This is a genomic window from Neisseria sp. Marseille-Q2251, assembly GCF_940793045.1.
Lineage (GTDB): Bacteria > Pseudomonadota > Gammaproteobacteria > Burkholderiales > Neisseriaceae > Neisseria.
Map to the genome: position 1 here is coordinate 1 of NZ_CALNWV010000033.1, position 18,518 is coordinate 18,518.

Here is an 18,518-nt window from a genome sequence, read left to right on the forward strand (position 1 = left end):
TAACGCAGGTGAATTGACGGTAGATGAATTGATGAAGCAGATAGATGACTATATGGATTACTACAACCGGGAGCGTTGCAGTTTGAAATTGAAAAAGCTGAGTCCTGTCGCATACAGAACCCAGCTTACACAGAGCGCCTGAATAGGCTTTTATGAGTGTCCAAGATTTGGGGGCCAGTTCAGATCTTTTGGTTTTTATAAAAGAATAATGGAACAAGGAGATGGCTGAAGTGCGTTTAGACAATATAGTGGATTAACTTTAAACCAGTATGGCGTTGCCTCGCCTTAGCTCAAAGAGAACGATTCTCTAAGGTGCTGAAGCACCAAGTGAATCGGTTCCGTACTATCTGTACTGTCTGCGGCTTCGTCGCCTTGTTCTGATTTAAATTTAATCCACTATATGTTGAGACAATATAAGGAGAAAACGCGATGTCGTCCTAACGAATTTCATTTGCCAAAAAATAAAGCGGTCGTTCATGTAGCAAATACAGAACGACCGCTTGAGTTCAGCACCATTTTAGATTGTCTTCGACAGCAAACTGCTAAGGATTTGCTGTCTTAATGATTCATTGTCTGAATATATGGAAGACAAATCATGCGATACCGTTATCCAATGGTTTATTTTTTCTCTTTCGGCATTTGAGATACCAAGGACAGGTTCACATCCAAGCCTTCGATTTGGAAGTGAGGACGGGCAAACAGGCGCACTTTAAAGAAGCCGGGGTTGTCTTCGATATCTTCAACCAAAACTTTGGCTTCACGCAAAGGATGCGTTGCTTGCAATTCGTCGCTTGGATCTGTCATTTCAGTAACCAAGGTATTGATCCAATTGTTCAATTCCAGTTCGAGCATGCGGCGGTCTTTGGTTGTGCCAATGTTTTCGCGTTGGATCAGTTTGAGATAGTGGGCCAGACGGGAGAGCAAGAAAACATAAGGCAGACGGGCATTGATGCGGCTGTTTGCCGTCGCTTCTTTGGTTTCGTAGAGCGCAGGTTTTTGTGCTGAGTTGGCCGAGAAGAAGCAGGCGTAATCGCGGTTTTTATAGAAAGACAGCGGTACGAAGCCCAAATTGGCAAATTCAAATTCGCGGGTTTCAGGAATCAGAACTTCGGTAGGAATTTTCACTTGGTTGCCAGTGCCCAAATCATACATATGGATAGGCAAATCTTCGATCAAACCACCGGCTTGTGGTCCGCGGATTTGGACGCACCAGCCATTGTTAATAAAGCTGCGAACCATGTTGGCAGCAAAGGCAAAGGATGCGTTTGCCCATAAGTAACGATCGTGTTCGGTGCCCTTAACTTGTTCTTCGTAATTGAAGCTGCGAACGGGAACTGTATCGCTACCGTAAGGCAGACGGGCAAGGAAGCGTGGCAGGGTCAGGCCGATATAGCGCGCATCATCGGTCTCACGGAAACTTTTCCATTTGATGTATTCGGCACGGTCCATATAGTTCGCCAAATCCTGAATGCCGGCGACTTCTTCCATGCTTTCCTTCCCGAAGAAAGATGGACCGACAGAGCCGATGAATGGCATGTGTGCAGAGGCGGAGACGCGTGAAATATTGCGCAGCAAAGCCATGTCTTGCGGGCTGCGGTCAAATTCGTAGTTGGAGATGACTGCGCCGATAGGTTCGCCGCCCGGGGTGTCGTATTCATTGCTATAGGTGTGGCGATACAGTCCGCTTTGGACGATTTCAGGAGCATCTTCAAAGTCTTGAATCAAGTCTTCTTTGGATACGTCGAGAATTTCGATTTTAACGTTGTGACGGAAGTCTGTACGGTCAACCAAGAATTTCAAGCCGCGCCATGCAGATTCGATTTTTTGGAATTCCTCGTTATGGAGGATTTCATCTAATTGGCGGCTGAGTTGTTCGTCAATGCGTGCGATATGGTAGTCCAATAGGCTTTTATCGAGGCGTTCTACTTTTTGAGACGAGTCTTGAATCATCTTCAAAAATACGCTGACCGCTGCTGCGATACGCTCATCGGCAGAGGCTTCGGACATTTTTTCGGCGCTTTGGAACTGTTCGATGTCGATGACGGAGTCGACGGCGTTTAAATTGATTTTTTGGCACAGCGCTTCATAAACATTGGCTGTGTTTTCTTGTTCTATAACGGTTGTTTGGGCTTCTTGGCGTTTTTGCATATTTTAAATCCTTACGGGTGTTTTCAGACGACCTTGTGTTTTATTTGTTAACAGGTGCAATTTTTTCGAGGCGGTCGCGCAGTTCGGCAGACAGATTTTCGTCACGCAAGATGGTTTCCAGTTCGCGACGGAATGCCGAATCGTCCAATAGGTTGGATTTCAAATCACGGAGCAGGTTGCGCATAGCCAATAAAGCACGCAGCTCGGGAACATTTTGTGCAATTTGTTCCGGATGGAAATCCCGCATAGATTTGAAATTCAAATTGATGTTCATCTCGCCAGCGGCTGGGGAGAGGGTGTTTTTCACAGTCAGGTTGGCTTTGGGGTTGAAGTCAGATAATACGGAGTCAAAGTTGTTTTTGTTGATATTGACTTTTTCTTTTTCGGCAAGGTCGCGTTTGTCTTGGCCATTGCTGTAATCACCAGTGACTAAAAGCTTGAGCGGAAGCTCGACTTTTTTCTGTGCGCCTCCGGTATGGAGGTCTAGTTTGATATTGATACGTGAAGGTGGAACTTCGTTTTGGAAACTTTTGCTCACGGCTAATCCTATTCTCTGTTATGTGTTGAAGGGGGAATCTTTTGTTCAAAATGAAATATAAATACTAAATTTGGATATATTTCTATCTAAATAGTATAAATGTTAGGTATACTGTTGTCTATTGCATTCAAAATTTATCTGACAAAAGGTATTTAAAAGGTATAAACAGTGAAATTTCATAAACCATTATGGGAAGAGGGTGTCTTGCTCTCTCCTCAGCACTTCCAACAGCAGAACGTTTTTAATAGTTACATTTATGCAACAGTAATAAGATTGATGGGCGAATTCAAGTGGGGATGTTTTCGTTGCGAGTTCGATCAGCAGACACTTGAGTTAGGAAAAATTAAATTGAATGAACTTCAGGCCTGCCTGCCGGACGGAACCTTGATTGATTTGCAGTCGGGCAGTGGCTCTGTTGAAGTTCGTGACATCAATAGCCTGCCTATGAGAGCAAGAAATACAGTGTTGCTGGCTCTCCCAGTTTATCAAGCGCATGTACCGAATTTGGTGGATGAAAACGGGGCTGGAAATACCCCCAGACGGTTTGTGAAAAAGTTTGAGCAAGTTGAGGATTTATTTTCCGCTGAGGAGGCAGAACTTGCCGTTGAGCAATTAAATTTACAAATTCGTTTTGATTTCGAGGATAATGACGATTACATTACATGCCCCATCGGCGTAGTGGAGAAAAACGAGAATGGGGCATTGATTTGGTCTAAAGACTACATCCCTCCATTATTGTCGATTACAGGTTCGGAAGTTTTACTTTCATGTCTGAATAGAATCACTTTGCTGGTGTTGTCCCGTATAGATAACTTATCTGCCCGCCGCCGGGCGCGTAGTGAAAATACGGTCGATTTTTCTGTATCTGACTCGACATTGTTTTGGTTCTTGCATGGATTAAATACGATTTATCCTGAATTGAAACATTTGAATGATTATCCGCAGCAACATCCAGAGGAGCTTTATAAGCTCTTAGTGCGTCTGCTTGGTATGTTGTACACATTCAGAGTGAGTGAATCAGTTAATGAGATGGAACCATACGATCATTTTGATCTGTTTGGAACCTTCAACCGTTTGGAGTTGAAAATCCGCAGTCTGTTAGATGAAGTCATTCCATCGCCTGTCATCGAATTGTCGTTAGAACATACAAAATCTACACACTGGCGTGCTCAGATATTTGACAGCAGGATTGATGATAATGCGGAGTTTTATATATCGGCACATTCTGATTCTGTTGTTTTTGCTGAATTGCAGAAGCAATTGCCATTGGTTAGCAAAATTGGTGCGCCTGAAGATGTGGAGCGCGTTATCAATACGGCAGTAATGGGAGTGCCTTTGCAGTTGTTGAATCAAACTCCTCCTGGTTTGCCGTTCCGAATGGATAATGTTTACTTCAGATTAGACAAACGGCATGTGGCATTTTCAAGAATGATGCAATCGCAGGTATGTAGTATTTACGTTCCAACATCTATACCCAATTTACATTTAAGCTTATTTGCAGTAGTGAGTATTTAATATGAACCATAATCCATTGATTCGAAGTGAATTAAGAGATACTGCTTTGACCGTATCCGCATTATCGGCAGGTTTTAGCCCCGAGCATGCCTCAACATGGTATGAGTATGGCAAAACTTTGGTAGAAAATTTAAGAAAAAATTTAGCAAGCTCTGGTCGTAGTGCAGAGGAGATTGAAGAGATTTCTTATGCGCAGTGTGCGCTTTTGGATGAGGTTGCACTGCAGAATCTGCAAGGAAGTGATAGGGAAGTGTGGGAAATGAATCCCATGCAAGTACATTTCTTCCAATCATATAATGCAGGCGATGTATTGTGCGACAAAATTGAAAAGCTGTGCAAAGCAGGAAGTACTAATTCTTTGATCGCTGAGGCATATTTGAGTGTAATCAATTTGGGCTTCAAGGGACGTTATATTTTAGATGAAATGGCTCTTCAAAATTCACAAAATAGCTTGAAAAAAATGGTTGCCGGGTTGTCTAGCAATGCGGTAACTCAAGATGGGCAAATATTCTATGTTGATCGTAAAAGCATGCCTCTTAAGAGTTTGCTGACGATTAGTCCGATATGGGTATTTATCTGTTGTTCTGTTATTGCAGTAGTAGCTTATTTTGCATTTGGATACTATCTGGATACTTTGGCTGAACAAACTCAAGCATTATAAATTTAGAGTAATTTCATAATGACTTATCAAAAGCTCTCGTCTTTCATTATTTTTATAGTAGTTGAGCTTATACTGTTTTATGTATTGGCAATATATTGGCAAGCTAGTTGGATGCTGAAAGGCGGTATTCTAGCTTTGTCAATTGTTGCTATATTTTGTGCTTGGTTAATCAGGCAGCGTAAGAACAAGGAAAATATCAGTATTGGTTCAGAAGTTTGGCAGCAAATTGCGACAGAATTAAATAATACTGGATTTACTGGGCGTTACGTTTTACGTATGCCTGATTCTGCAGTGAAGATGTCGAATTTAGTCGAGAGGTATGATGACACAGTATATATAAATATTTTTAATCCAGAACATTTATACACTGTAGTTTGGAATCTGCTTCAGAATATAGCCCGTAAACAAATCTCACTCAGCATAGAGCTGGTGTTGTCTCCCGCCATAAATGCCGATGTATCTATGGTTATGCGGGGGTGGTTGCGCAATATATTGTTTTTGCAAAAAAAGATGGGTATATCTATACCTGTAAGTTTTGTTATTCGTGCCCCCTTTCTTTTCAAAGAATCTTCAGATAAAAGAGAGCTATTTTTTGCCTTAAAAACTCAAGGCAGATGGAATGTGTTAAATATTAATCAGTTTTTTACTGATTTTAAAGAAAGTTTGTCTATTGAGTTTTTACAGCAAAATAAACAATCAAACGGTTGTCAATATATATGGCTGATCGAGGCACTCAATTGCGTCGAGGAGCAATTGTTGAATCGTACAGACGGGGGATGGGAATATGTCGATGTACGTAGCTTAAGCGTAGTTGACGATGGAGACTGCCAAGCCAAATCAGTATGGGCAACTTATATTTCTAAGAATACACAAGGGTTAATCCATTCTTTTAATAATTATCAAGGTAATCAATTTCAATATATTCATACCGAATTGTCAGATAAATATACCGTTTATCATAAAAATCATGCTATTGATATACTTTTTAAAGTATTATCTGTTTGTGCATTAGGTTTTTTATCTGCTTCGTTTTTCTCTATGAAAAACAATAGCCGTTTAATAGAACAAATCAGTCGGCATATAGAAAATGTTCGGTCTGAGGAAAATTCAAATGAGCGGCAACAACATTTGGTATTGCTAAAGCAGGATTTGCAATTGCTTGAGAAATACCGTGATGAGGGTGTGCCGGCACATTTAGGATTAGGGTTATATCGTGCGGATTTATATATTCCAAAGTTAAAAGCCTTAATGCCGAAAGATCCTCCACCTCCAAAACCGATAAAACCGGAACCTGTGAAACCTGTAGTTATTACTTTAGACAGCTTGGCTTTGTTTGAAACAGGTCAGTTTGAACTAAAAAATAATGCCAATAAAGCATTGATTGGTGCATTAAAAGCAATTGAGTCACATCCTGATACACGAATTTTAGTTGAAGGACATACTGATAATGTTGGAAATCCTGTTTCTAATCAGCAGTTATCAGAAAAGCGTGCTCAATCGGTCAAAGATTGGTTGGTTATCTCTTCTAATGTTCCGGAGAGTCGGTTTGAGGTTAAAGGATTGGGTGATACCAAGCCTATTGCAGATAATCAGACGGAAGAAGGTAAGGCTAAAAACCGTAGGGTTGAGATCATACTGATTCCGGCTGTAAAACAGTAACTCTAATGCAGCACAAGTTGCTTTAAGCATCACAACTTAAAGCGTTTTCAATAAAACTAAGGAGTAAAAATATGGCAATTCCTGCTTATATGTGGTTGAAAGACGACGGCGGTTCCGTTATTAAAGGTTCTGTTGACGTCAATGGTCGCGAAGACAGCGTTGAAATCGTTGAGTTTCTGCACAATGTCCGTATTCCTACGGATGCCAATACTGGCAAACTGACAGGTACTCGCGTTCACGAACCTATCGTATTGTTCAAAGAATACGATGCTTCTTCACCATACCTGTACAAAGCAGTAACAACTGGTCAAACTTTGAAAGAAGTAGAGATCAAGTGGTATCAAATTGACGCTTCCGGTCAAGAGAAAGAGTATTTCAATACCAAACTGGACAACGTTAAAGTTGTAGCAGTAGGTCCTGTAATGCACAACATCAAAGATCCTGCTCGCGAACGTTACAATCACTTGGAACGCGTTGAATTGCGTTACGAAAAAATCACTTGGACTTATAAAGACGGAAACATCATTCATTCCGACAGCTGGAACGAAAGCCGCGCTTAATAATCCACATAAAGTGCTGCCTGATAAAGGTAGCACTTTTTTATAACACATTTTTACATCAGGGATATCAAATGTCTGCACATGATCAAGCATTATTATTACGTCGTCTGAACACGCATTGTCAGCAGGCGATGGAAGCTGCAGCCGGCTTATGTCAAACACGAGGTCATGCCGAAATTACGGTTGACCATTTATTTATTAAATTACTCGAACTAGGGGATGGAGACGTTAATGCCTTGCTGAGGCGTTACGAAATTGATTTAGAAAATATTTGGAATCCTTTGCTGAGTACAATGGACAAACTGCCACACAATGTTCGTGGCAACCCCTCTTTGTCTAAATCATTGATTAGTTTATTGTCAGATGCATGGTTGCTGGCAAGTGATGAAGGTGCATCTGGAATCCGTTCGGCTTACCTGTATCAGGCATTGCTGAAATCTCCTTACCGTCTGATGACGCAGGAAGCATGGCCCTTATTAAGCCTGACTGAAACACAGATAGGTCGTCTGAAAACTTGGTTGGACGAAGTTTCTATCGAAGGCGAGAATAATACATTTGCGCAGCCGGCTTCAGAAGAAAGTCAAAATACAGTTTCAGCGGAATCTAAACCCCAACAAACCGGCACTGCAGGACAAAACGATGCGCTTGCACGTTTTACCGTTAATTTAACTGAAAAAGCCGCTCAGGGCGGTATTGACCCTGTATTTGGACGCGAAACCGAAATCCGTCAAATGATGGATATTTTATCGCGTCGCCGCAAAAACAACCCTATTTTGGTTGGCGAACCGGGTGTCGGTAAAACTGCATTGGTAGAAGGTCTGGCATTGAAAATCGCTTCGGGCGAGGTGCCTAAGATATTGGAAAACACCCAAGTATTGGTGTTGGACTTAGGTCTTCTGCAAGCGGGAGCAGGTGTGAAAGGCGAATTTGAACAACGCCTGCGCAATGTCATCGAGGCTGTTCAGAATTCTGAAGAACCCGTTTTATTATTTATCGACGAAGCACATACGTTAATCGGTGCCGGAAACAGCGCGGGTGGTGCAGATGCTGCCAACCTCTTAAAACCAGCTTTGGCGCGGGGTGAATTACGTACTATCGCAGCGACAACCTGGAGCGAATACAAACAATATTTTGAAAAAGACGCCGCGTTGGAACGCCGTTTCCAAATGGTCAAGGTTGACGAACCCGATGATGAGGCTGCGTTCACAATGCTCCGCGGTTTGAAGCAACGTTATGCCGCTTACCATAAAGTCCATATTCAGGACTCCGCCGTCATCGCAGCCGTACAACTTTCCCGAAAATATATTACTGGTCGCCAACTGCCGGACAAAGCCGTAGATTTGTTGGATACGGCAGCCGCACGCGTCCGTATGAGTTTGGATACCGTGCCTCATATTTTCGGTTTGATGGATGCCCAAATTTCTTCACTGCAGCGCGAACTGGAAGCATTGGATGCCGACAAGCAATTAGGTCGTCTGAATGCATCGCAGCAAGATAACATTCGACAAGTTGAGCAAGAGATTGCCCAGTTGAATGAAGAGCGCGAAGAAATGAACCGCCGATATCAGGAAGAAAAACAATTGGCGGATGAAATCCAATCCTTGATGGAAGCTGCCAAGAATACAGAATTGACTTCTGAAGAGCGGCAAGCAGCGCAACATAGCCTAACCGAGAAACAGCAACAGCTTGATGCTGTTGTCGCCGGAAAACCGCTGATTTTCACCAGCGTTGATGAGACCGTGATTGCCGATATTATTGCCGACTGGACGGGTGTCCCCGCAGGCAGCGTTCTCAAAGACGAATTGGCAAATCTGCTGCAACTGGAAAGTTTGCTTGAGAAACGCGTGGTTGGGCAAAGTGAAGCCATTCATGCTATCGCGCAAAGTTTGAGAGCCGCTAAAGCCGGTTTGAAAACCAACGATTCCCCATTGGGCGTATTCCTGTTGAACGGTCCGTCCGGCGTAGGTAAAACAGAAACGGCGCTGGCTTTGGCAGATGCACTGTTCGGCGGCGAAAAATCGCTGATTACCATCAACCTGTCCGAATACCGCGAAGCACATACCGTTTCCCAGCTTAAAGGTTCGCCTCCGGGTTATGTCGGTTATGGCGAAGGCGGCGTTTTGACCGAAGCAGTACGTCAGAAACCTTACAGCGTCGTATTACTGGACGAAGTAGAGAAAGCCCATAAAGACATTCTCAATCTCTTCTACCAAGTATTCGACAAAGGCATGATGCGTGACGGCGAAGGTCGGGAAATCGATTTTAAAAATACCGTTATCCTGATGACGTCAAACTTGGGTGCGAACGAATTGACCCAATTGCTGAAACCGCAAGAGCCTGAAGAAACGGAAGAAGCTGTTGCAGAAGAAGGTAAAGAGCAAAACGCGCAAGAGCAGATTGTGGACACTGAGGTCGAACTTTCTGCACAAATGCCGGATAGCTTGTCTGAAAACGCCGGCGTTTCAGACGACCCTGTTGAAACCGATGAAACACCTGAGTTCAGTTTGGAAGAGTTGGCAGAAGCGATTCGTCCGATACTGACAGAACATTTCCAAGCCGCGCTGTTGGCGCGTATGCAGGTTGTTCCTTATCGTCCGTTGGAAAAAGAGGCATTGGCTCAAATCGTCAGACTGAAGCTGGACAAAATTGCTGACAGACTATACGAGGCCCATCAAACACGCCTCAGTTACAGCGAAGATTTTGCAGCTCTTCTGGCTGATTCTTGCACCACCGGCGACAGCGGTGCGCGCAATATCGACCATTTGCTCAACCGCCAAGTCATGCCTGCCATTGCGCAAAGCTTTTTGCAATGGCAGCAAATCGCAGGACATATGCCTGAACATGCAAAATTGGAGTTGGGTGAAGACGGAATAGACGTTTTATTTGAATAATGGGAAGAGAATAGGTCGTCTGAAATCATTATGTTGTTCAGACGGCCTTCGTTAAACTTTCACTTTATTGATAACGCATCCCGAGAGTCATTAGAAAGGTCGTCTGAAAAAAAGCTTTTCTTAGTTCAGACGACCTTTTATAGCTAACGTATCGTTGAAACCCATTATATATAGTGGATTAAATTTAAATCAGGACAAGGCGACGAAGCCGCAGACAGTACAGATAGTACGGCAAGGCGAGGCAACGCCGTCTTGGTTTAAAGTTAATCCACTATATTTGGATTGCGGCTTAATCGGGTTTTATGCAGTGTATTGATAAATATTGAGAAAATAATGTCTTGTTACTTTCTTTATATTGTGTCAAAACAAGGATATTTAAAAGCTGTTCTACGAACGAATGAGTTTGATATCGTTCAGACTCAGCCTGATAAAAAAGGCTGAATAAAAGCGATAGCTTTGTTATAATGAAACTATAGAGATTTCCATCAGTTTCTTGGCATTGCGCCGTTTTATCCATATCAACGAAAGAGGAAAACAAAATGTTTCCAGAATATCGCGATTTAATTTCAAAATTAAAACAAGAAGATGCTCACTTCGCACGTTTGTTTGACGAGCATAACGAGCTGGATGACAAAATTACCGGTTTGGTAAACAACCCTGTTACCAGCGGTGCTGAAGAAATCGAAGAGCTGAAAAAAGCTAAATTGAAACTGAAAGACGAGTTGTACGCTCTTCTGCAAAAAGCGGCAGGCAAATAATTCGAGTTTCTCAGGTCGTCTGAAACCGGCAGCGGAATTTCAGACGACCTTTTTGTTTGTGGATGAAACTCAGAGCAGGAAAAGGCTGATAAACCAAGACAGTAAGCAGGTTCTGGTTTATTGCATGAACACGAAGCAAAGGTCGTCTGAAAACGCTTACGCGTGTATTTTCAGACGACCTTTTTCATTCCATTTACAGCCATTGCGCCAAGGATTCGGTATCCAAGTCCCATTGCCAGATGCCGTTATCCGTGCCGTTCAATCCGCGCAGGAAGAGGTATCGGATGGCGATTTTGGGTAACGGTTTGCCACGCAGTTTGAAATAGCGGGCTACGGCGATGGCGTAGATGAACGCTTGCAGGTAGTAGTGGTGGTCTGCTACGGCCTCGTTCATGGCTTGTTGGGTATAGGCTTCGGCGTTGTCGCCCAGATGGTTGGATTTGTAATCGATGATGCACACAAGGTCGTCTGAATCTTGGCAGACCATGTCGATGAAGCCGTTGAGAAAGCCTTGTACATCTTGGAAATCCAATCTTTCTGCGGCTTCGATACATTCCGGCGGCAAGGAACTGTTTTCGTGGGCAAACCAGCGGCGCAGGTCATGGAGCTTAAAGTCTTCGGTGTAGAGGGTGAACCCCATTTCCGGAAGGCGGCGTTCGGGCGGGATTTCAGACAGGCTTTGTGCAGAAAGGCGCGTTTTGCGGCAGGTGTCGAGCATTTGTTTGACGGCATCTGCCCAGAGCAGGTCGAAGCCATAGCGGGTCAAGGTTTCAGTTATCAGGCTGCTTTGGCTTTCGGCGCTTTGGGCAAAGTCGAATTTTTCCAACATTTCATGCAGGCAGACGCCAGCGTTGGTGCCGCGCGGGAAATGGTGGATGTCGGTATTCGGGAGGTTGTCTGAAACGGGGAGGGTGTTTTCAGACGACCTTTCTGTGTCGGCGGCGGTTTCAGCGGGGTCGAGGGCGGGTTGTAATTCTTCGCGCTCATCGTCTCGGGTTTTGACTTGGCGGCTGAGGCTGGTAAAGCTGGTATGGCGGATAAACTGAAATCCGCGGGCGGGGATAACGGCGGCTTGATAGAGGTCGTCTGAAAGTTGGCGGTTTTGCGCGGCAGCGGGTTGCGGCGCGTCTTCGGAAAAGCTGAAGTCGGTATGTTCGGGCGGATTTTTGAGGAAACGCAGCCAGTTGTTTTTCAGCATTTGCAGCTCGCCTATGGCTTTGTTTGCTTTGCGTTCTTGATCATAGGCTTGGCGGGTATCCGCCCGATTGCTGTCGGCGCTGCCTTCAAGCAGGTAGGCGAAAGGGGAATCGGCGGTATCGCCGCAATGGGCGGCATAGAGGACGAGCTGTTCTTCGGCACGGGTCAGCGCGACGTAAAGCAGGCGCAGGCGTTCTGCCATTTCTTCGTCGGCAAGGTGGGTTCGGTCTTCATCGTTGAGTTGCGTTTTGGCAAGCAGCTCGGTGGTGTGGTCGGCGGTGTGGAGAATTTGCCAATCGGCGGGCTTCATGTCTTTCGCGTCCCAAACGAAAGGGCAATAGACCAAAGGATATTGCAAACCTTTGGAGGCATGCATGGTGACGATTTTGACCAGTGCTTCGTCGCTTTCAAGCCGTAACAGTCCTGATTCTCCGACAGATCGGTCTTGCGCCAGGCTGATTTGGTCGTTGAGCCATTGATGCAGGGCGGCGGGACTGAGGCTTTGTCCTTCTTCTTCGGAGAGGCACTCTAAAAGCTGATGGAAATTGGTGAGGCCGCGCTCGTCACCTCGTGCAAGCAGTCCGGCTTCGATGCCGTGCAACGAGGAGAAGTGTTGCAGCGCGGCATAAATCCCGCTTTTCCGCCAAATGGCAACGGATTCGGCGGCGGTGTTTATCCAGTTTAATAATTCGGCTTCATTGCGGTTGAGTTGATACAGGGCTTGCGCGTCATAATTGAACAATGTGCCGGATAAGACAAAGCGCAGCGAGCCGATTTGTCCGGGATTGAGCCAATAATCCAACAGCGCGGCAAGGGCGAGGGCTTCCGGCGCGGTGAAAACCGATTCTCTTGAGAGCAAAACGCTTTGTATGCCGCGCGTTTTCAGCGCTTTTGCCACCATCACGCCTTCGTTAAACGTCCTGACCAAGACGGCAATATCGCCCGAAACGACCGGTCTGTCTTTGAATTTCAGACGACCTTCGGCAGCTTCGTTGAGCGTGTGGGCGATTTCGTCGGCGCAATATTCGGAGGCACGGCGGCGCAAGATGTCTTTGTTGAGCACTTCGTCGTCTTTGCCGTTGAGCCAGCGTATCTGTATGGCGGTTTGGGGCGGCGAAAGCCGGCTTTCGGAACGTGCGGCGCCGACTTCGGTATAGTCTATGCCGTCCAAGACGAAAGGGCGGTTTTTACAGCGGAACAATGCGCCTATGCCGTTAATCAGCTTGGCATGGCTGCGGTAATTGGTCGCCAGCGTGTAGCTGTGTTGCGCGTCGGCTGCGGCTTGCAGATAGGCGTAAATGTCGGCGCCGCGAAAGCTGTAAATCGCTTGTTTCGGGTCGCCGACTAGGAATAAAGGCTTGTTTTGGCTGATGAAGATTTTTCGGAAAATCTCGTATTGCAGCGGATCGGTGTCTTGAAATTCGTCAATCAAGGCGATGCGCCAGTTTTGCGCCACCGTCTGAGCCAGTGAATCGGCCTGCGGGTTGTCGGTCAATGCGTCATAAACATCAAGCAGCAAATCGTCGAAACCGCGTTCGCGTTTGGTTTTTTTCTGTTCGCTCAGACTGGCATTAAGATGGTCGAGCAGGGCGAGGTGGAGCAGGGTAAGCGTCTCTTCTTCGGCTTTCGCAATGGCAGCCGAATCTGCGCCGAGATTCGCCAATATCTGCAAATCGGCAAAGGCGGCAGCGTCAGGCGTATTGCCTTTTTTGACTTTGGACTCTAAAGCTTCTACGGCAAACATGGGCAGCTTGTCTGCCGTCGTTTTGCTAAAAGAAGGAAGGGCATCGGATTGGGCGGCGGATTGGAGTTCGAGAAAGACGGTTTTGAATGTTTTTTCTTGGTATGAGTTGCCATTTAATATCGGACGGATGCGCCAGAATGTTTCTTCCAAAGCGTCCAGTTTGGAACGCACTTTTTCCCATGTTTTTCGAAAGTTTTCCTGCGCGGCGACTAAGTCTGTTTCGGGTCGTCTGAAAACCAAATACGGACGGCTGACGAACTTTTGTATTGCCGCCAGCATGGTTTGCGGCGTTTGGCGGCGTTGGAATACCAGCTTCGCTAAGATGGGATGATTGACGATGCGGTCTCGCCAAAAATCTTGGGCAGGAATCAGCAGGCGGTCGCGGTTGTCTTCGGTCAACTCGACATCCATAGGCGCGCGGCACAAAAACGCATAATCGCGCAAAATGCGTTGGCAGAAACCGTGAATGGTATAAATCGCGGCGTTGTCGAATTGTCCGATGGCGGCTTTGAGGCGGACAATCAGCCGCGCCCGACTTTCTTGAGCCAATGCCTGTTTGAGCAAACCGGTCAGAAACACATCGCCCGGATGATTGTCTCGGCAATATGCTGCGAGGTCGTCTGAAAGATTGTCCGTATCCTCCACGCTTTCTAAGGCTTGCAATACTTCGTCCAAACGCGCGCGCAAACGGGTTTTTAATTCCGCCGTCGCCGCTTTGGTAAAAGTAACGGTCAAAATACTTTCGACCGGCATCTGCTCAAGCACGACCAAACGCGTGAACAAAGCCGCAATGCCGTAGGTTTTGCCCGTACCGGCAGAGGCTTCAATCAGATTGGTACCTGTTATGGGGATGCTTAGGGGATCGAAGGCTGGAATGGAGGCGTTGGCGGGCATGATAAAAGGAGGGAAGTACAGACAGAAGGCGTAATCATAGCAGAGGTCGTCTAAAAACGGTGGGGAGCTTGGATATGAAAAAGGTTTTGGTTTGGCTGTATTTTATGGCTTGCAGCTTTGCTGCTGTGTTCTCTTGGATTTAATTATGGTGGATTAAATTTAAACCAGTACGTCGTTGCCTCGCCTTGCCGTACTATCTGTACTGTCTGCGGCTTCGTCTCCTTGTCCTGATTTAAATTTAATCCACTATAATGAGTTCAACCATAGAAATAGGGCGGTTCAAATAATAAAAACGGCAGCTTTTAGGCTGCCGTTTTTTCTTGTGCGATTAAGCTTGGTCTTCCGGTTTGTCAGATAACTCTTGGGCTTTATCTGATGGCTCTTGAACGGTTTCTGTGGAAGCGGGTTCATGCTGACTGACTGCTTCCGGAGTTTGAGCTACCGCCTCGGTTTCAGGTTGTTCCGGATTGTCCTGACGCAGATTGTGACTGTAGTCTTTAGGCGGGCTGGGTTGCTTGCCTGCCATAATTTCCAGCACTTGATCGCGGTCTATGGTTTCCCAATCCATCAAGGCTTTACACATGATTTCCATCTTGTCGCGGTTTTCATCAAGGATTTTGTAGGCTACTTGATACTGCTCGTCCAAGATGCGGCGAATTTCTGCGTCGATGTCTTGTTGGGTTTTTTCGGAAATATTTTGAGAACGGGTAATGCTGCGTCCTAAGAATACTTCGTCTTCGTTTTCCGTATAAACCATCACGCCCATTTTATCGCTCATGCCGTAACGGGTAACCATCTCGCGCGCCATTTGGGTGGCACGTTCGAAATCGTTGGATGCGCCGGTAGAAATACGGCCGACGAAGATGTCTTCGGCAATGCGTCCGCCAAACAGAATCGACAATTGGCTCAGCATTTGGTCTTTATACATGCTGATACGGTCGCGTTCGGGGAGCTGCCAAGTCAAACCGAGCGCACGACCACGCGGCATGATGGTCACTTTGTGAACCGGGTCGGTAAACGGCAGGCTTTCGGCAACAATCGCATGACCTGCTTCATGGTAGGCAGTCGCACGTTTTTCGTCTTCGTGCATCACCATGCTGCGGCGTTCGGGACCCATATAGATTTTGTCTTTAGCATCTTCAAAATCGCTTTGGTCGACTTTGATTTTGTTGCGGCGTCCTGCAAACAGGGCGGCTTCATTGACCAAGTTGGCCAAATCCGCACCGGAGAAGCCGGGTGTGCCGCGTGCCAATGATGTCAAATCTACGGATTCGTCCAAAGGTACTTTTTTCGCATGGACTTTCAGGATTTGCTCGCGACCGCGGATATCGGGCAGCGGAACAACAACCTGACGGTCGAAGCGGCCGGGACGTTGCAATGCCGGATCCAGTACGTCGGGACGGTTGGTTGCGGCAATGACGATAACGGTATGATTGCTTTCAAAGCCGTCCATTTCGACCAAAAGCTGGTTCAAGGTTTGTTCGCGTTCGTCGTTGCTACCGCCCAAGCCGGCACCACGTTGACGGCCGACAGCATCGATTTCGTCAATGAAAATGATACAAGGGGCGTTTTTCTTCGCTTGTTCAAACATATCGCGCACGCGGCTTGCACCGACGCCGACGAACATTTCAACAAAGTCGGAGCCTGAAATGCTGAAGAACGGCACACCGGCTTCGCCTGCGATGGCTTTTGCCAGCAAAGTTTTACCGGTACCCGGGCTGCCTGCCAGCAAAATGCCGTGCGGAACGCGACCACCCAAACTTTGATAGCGGTTGGGGGATTTCAGATAATCAACGATTTCTTGTACTTCTTCTTTTACTTCATCACAACCGGCAACATCGGCAAAGGTAACTTTATTGGTTTCTTTGTCCATTAGGCGGGCGCGGCTTTTACCGAAAGAGAATGCGCCGCCTTTGCCGCCGCCACCACTCTGCATACGCATGAAGTAGAACCATGCGCCAATCAACAGCATTACCGGTAGCAGGCTGAAAAACAGGCTGGTAAGGATACTCGGTTTTTCTTCAGGTATAACGTTGACACGGACTTTGTTGTCAAGAAGTGTTTTGACCAAACTATCGTCTAAAGGCGCATTGGTAAAGAAAGTGGTTTTGTCGGTGCGTTCGCCTTTAATCAGATAACCGATGATAGCGGAGCCTTCGATTTTGACGTTGCTCACTTCACCGTTGTTTACCTGTTGGATAAATTGAGAGTATTCGATTTGCTGCTTGTTTTCCTGCTTGCTGGTCAGTGCGTTGAACGCGGCCATCAAACCGACGCACAAAGCAACCCATAGCAGGATTGACTTAAAGGTATTCCCCACTTAGCCAGACTCCATGATATTAAGATAAACGAAAGGAAGATTTTAAAACACGCTGTCTGTATTGTCAGCGTTTATTTTTCCCTAATAAATAAATCTCACTGGAACGATTGCGTGATGCTTCGGGCTTGCGCGTCTGCACTGTTCCGAAGATTTTGCGCATGGCTGCCATATATTCCTGATAGCCCGCTCCCTGAAATACTTTCACCAAAAAGCTGCCGCCCGTTTTCAAATGATTGACTGCAAAGTCCAAAGCCAGTTCGCATAAATAAAAGCTGCGTGCTTGGTCGGTTACGGCGTTACCCGACATATTGGGTGCCATATCGCAAATTACAAGGTCTAGCGGACGGGCGTCCAGCAGGGTTTCAAATTGCGCCAATACTTTGTCTTCCCTGAAGTCGCCCTGAATAAAAGAAACGCCTTCTATTTCATCCATAGGCAGGATATCCAATGCGAACACGCGCCCTGAATTGCCGACCAGTTTTGCCGCTACTTGCGACCAGCTTCCCGGCGCGCTGCCTAAATCCGCCAAAACCGTGCCGGGTTTGATTAATTTGTCTTTTTCGTTGATTTCCAGCAGTTTATATGCGGCGCGGGCGCGATAGCCGTCTTTTTGCGCCATGTGGACGTAATGATCGTTGACGTGTTCGTGAAGCCAGGCTTTGGATGATTTGGAACGTACTGCCATAATTTATTTAATGATTTAGAGAAACGCCGTATTGTACGTTATTTTCCCCCGAGATTGCGCCAAATCGCGTACAATGCCGCATTATTCTTTCTTTTCAAGCACTAGAACATGACTGACAATAAATTAAGCACTAAAGAAATTTTGGAATTGAAAGCCCGCGCCCATCACCTTCATCCTGTTGTAATGGTGGGACAGCAAGGTTTGACCGAGTCCGTTATCAAAGAAACCGATGCCGCCCTGACGGCGCATGAGTTAATCAAAGTCCGTGTATTCGGCGATGACCGCGCCGAGCGCGTTGAAATTTGCAATGCATTGTGCGAAGCCGTCGATGCGCAACTGGTTCAGCATATCGGCAAACTGTTGGTGTTGTGGCGTAAAAACTTGGAGGTTTGATTCTTCAAGAGCATATTCAGACATCTTAAGGACAGATGTACAAAAGGTCGTCTAAAACTATTTATGACTCTTACCAATTGTTTTTGTTATGCGCTCGTAAAATCAGGAAAATCGATAAACTCTCTGAGATTGATTACTGTCAATGGGAACATACCCGCAGTTTTAAAGCTGCGATTGGCTATACTAACGATAGGAGCACATCATGAAAGTATTATCTGTTGCACTGGTTTTATTGACTTTGGCAGGCTGTCACAATACTTGGAACGGCGTTCGGGAAGACGGTTCACGCATTATCGGGCGTTCTGTCAGCGGTATTGGTCACGGTATCGGTAAGGCAGGTCAGGCATTGGAACGTACCGGCAGCAGAATCGACAACCGCCAACAAGTACAGCCTCAAATGTCCGGACAGAATCAATATCCCTACCCGGCGCAGAACCAATATCCTGAGCAGAATCAATACCAATACTAAGTCTTTTTTTAATGTCGACCCCGATTACATGGTTTGTAGTCGGGGTTTTGGTTTTTCAGACGACCTTTATCCTGTATGATTCGGGA

Annotated in this window: 14 protein-coding genes; 9 read left to right on the forward strand and 5 right to left on the reverse strand. The window is 46.0% G+C overall.

The window, feature by feature from the left end; genetic code table 11:
• The first annotated feature begins 28 nt into the window (after nt 1-28).
• Nucleotides 29-142 (forward strand): IS3 family transposase, encoded by a 114-nt coding sequence (locus tag AAG834_RS10340; RefSeq protein WP_446740455.1) that lies wholly within the window; start codon nt 29-31, stop codon nt 140-142.
• A 476-nt stretch (nt 143-618) separates the two neighbouring features.
• Here AAG834_RS10340 and tssC read toward each other — a convergent pair whose 3' ends face one another.
• Both tssC and tssB read right to left on the reverse strand, forming a co-directional pair.
• Nucleotides 619-2,148 carry a type VI secretion system contractile sheath large subunit gene (tssC, locus tag AAG834_RS10345; RefSeq protein WP_342032074.1) on the reverse strand — a complete coding sequence of 510 codons (1,530 nt, stop codon included), beginning with the start codon at nt 2,146-2,148 and terminating at the stop codon, nt 619-621.
• Between the two features lie 40 nt (nt 2,149-2,188).
• Nucleotides 2,189-2,686, reverse strand: a complete 498-nt coding sequence (gene tssB, locus AAG834_RS10350; RefSeq protein ID WP_107812942.1) for a type VI secretion system contractile sheath small subunit — start codon at nt 2,684-2,686, stop codon at nt 2,189-2,191.
• A 168-nt stretch (nt 2,687-2,854) separates the two neighbouring features.
• On the opposite strand from tssB, the gene tssK reads away from it, so the two are divergent.
• From tssK to AAG834_RS10385, 6 genes are all read left to right on the forward strand, one after another.
• Nucleotides 2,855-4,201 carry a type VI secretion system baseplate subunit TssK gene (gene tssK / locus AAG834_RS10355; protein WP_342032075.1) on the forward strand — a complete coding sequence of 449 codons (1,347 nt, stop codon included), beginning with the start codon at nt 2,855-2,857 and terminating at the stop codon, nt 4,199-4,201.
• A 1-nt stretch (nt 4,202) separates the two neighbouring features.
• A complete protein-coding gene (locus AAG834_RS10360; protein WP_342032076.1) occupies nt 4,203-4,862 on the forward strand; it encodes a DotU family type IV/VI secretion system protein in 660 nt (219 codons plus the stop codon).
• A gap of 18 nt (nt 4,863-4,880) precedes the next feature.
• The gene (locus tag AAG834_RS10365; RefSeq protein ID WP_342032077.1) at nt 4,881-6,521 is read left to right on the forward strand and encodes an OmpA family protein; all 1,641 of its coding nucleotides are present in this window, start codon (nt 4,881-4,883) and stop codon (nt 6,519-6,521) included.
• A 71-nt stretch (nt 6,522-6,592) separates the two neighbouring features.
• A complete protein-coding gene (locus AAG834_RS10370; RefSeq protein ID WP_003760091.1) occupies nt 6,593-7,081 on the forward strand; it encodes an Hcp family type VI secretion system effector in 489 nt (162 codons plus the stop codon).
• A 71-nt stretch (nt 7,082-7,152) separates the two neighbouring features.
• The gene (gene tssH / locus AAG834_RS10375; protein ID WP_342032078.1) at nt 7,153-9,972 is read left to right on the forward strand and encodes a type VI secretion system ATPase TssH; all 2,820 of its coding nucleotides are present in this window, start codon (nt 7,153-7,155) and stop codon (nt 9,970-9,972) included.
• A 539-nt stretch (nt 9,973-10,511) separates the two neighbouring features.
• Entirely contained in the window at nt 10,512-10,730 is a 219-nt protein-coding gene (locus AAG834_RS10385; protein ID WP_003685475.1) for a YdcH family protein, read from the forward strand.
• Between the two features lie 193 nt (nt 10,731-10,923).
• Here AAG834_RS10385 and recB read toward each other — a convergent pair whose 3' ends face one another.
• The 3 genes from recB to AAG834_RS10405 all read right to left on the reverse strand — a co-directional run bounded on the left by recB (nt 10,924) and on the right by AAG834_RS10405 (nt 17,570).
• Nucleotides 10,924-14,565 carry an exodeoxyribonuclease V subunit beta gene (recB, locus tag AAG834_RS10390; protein ID WP_342032079.1) on the reverse strand — a complete coding sequence of 1,214 codons (3,642 nt, stop codon included), beginning with the start codon at nt 14,563-14,565 and terminating at the stop codon, nt 10,924-10,926.
• 328 nt (nt 14,566-14,893) lie between these two features.
• Complete coding sequence (gene ftsH, locus AAG834_RS10400; protein WP_342032080.1) at nt 14,894-16,885, reverse strand: ATP-dependent zinc metalloprotease FtsH; 1,992 nt, start codon at nt 16,883-16,885, stop codon at nt 14,894-14,896.
• A gap of 64 nt (nt 16,886-16,949) precedes the next feature.
• Entirely contained in the window at nt 16,950-17,570 is a 621-nt protein-coding gene (locus AAG834_RS10405; RefSeq protein WP_342032081.1) for an RlmE family RNA methyltransferase, read from the reverse strand.
• 108 nt (nt 17,571-17,678) lie between these two features.
• On the opposite strand from AAG834_RS10405, the gene yhbY reads away from it, so the two are divergent.
• Both yhbY and AAG834_RS10415 read left to right on the forward strand, forming a co-directional pair.
• The gene (gene yhbY, locus AAG834_RS10410; RefSeq protein ID WP_003760073.1) at nt 17,679-17,963 is read left to right on the forward strand and encodes a ribosome assembly RNA-binding protein YhbY; all 285 of its coding nucleotides are present in this window, start codon (nt 17,679-17,681) and stop codon (nt 17,961-17,963) included.
• A gap of 202 nt (nt 17,964-18,165) precedes the next feature.
• On the forward strand, nt 18,166-18,432 hold the full coding sequence (locus tag AAG834_RS10415; RefSeq protein WP_070513979.1) for a pyrrolo-quinoline quinone: 267 nt from the start codon (nt 18,166-18,168) through the stop codon (nt 18,430-18,432).
• Nucleotides 18,433-18,518 lie beyond the last annotated feature (86 nt).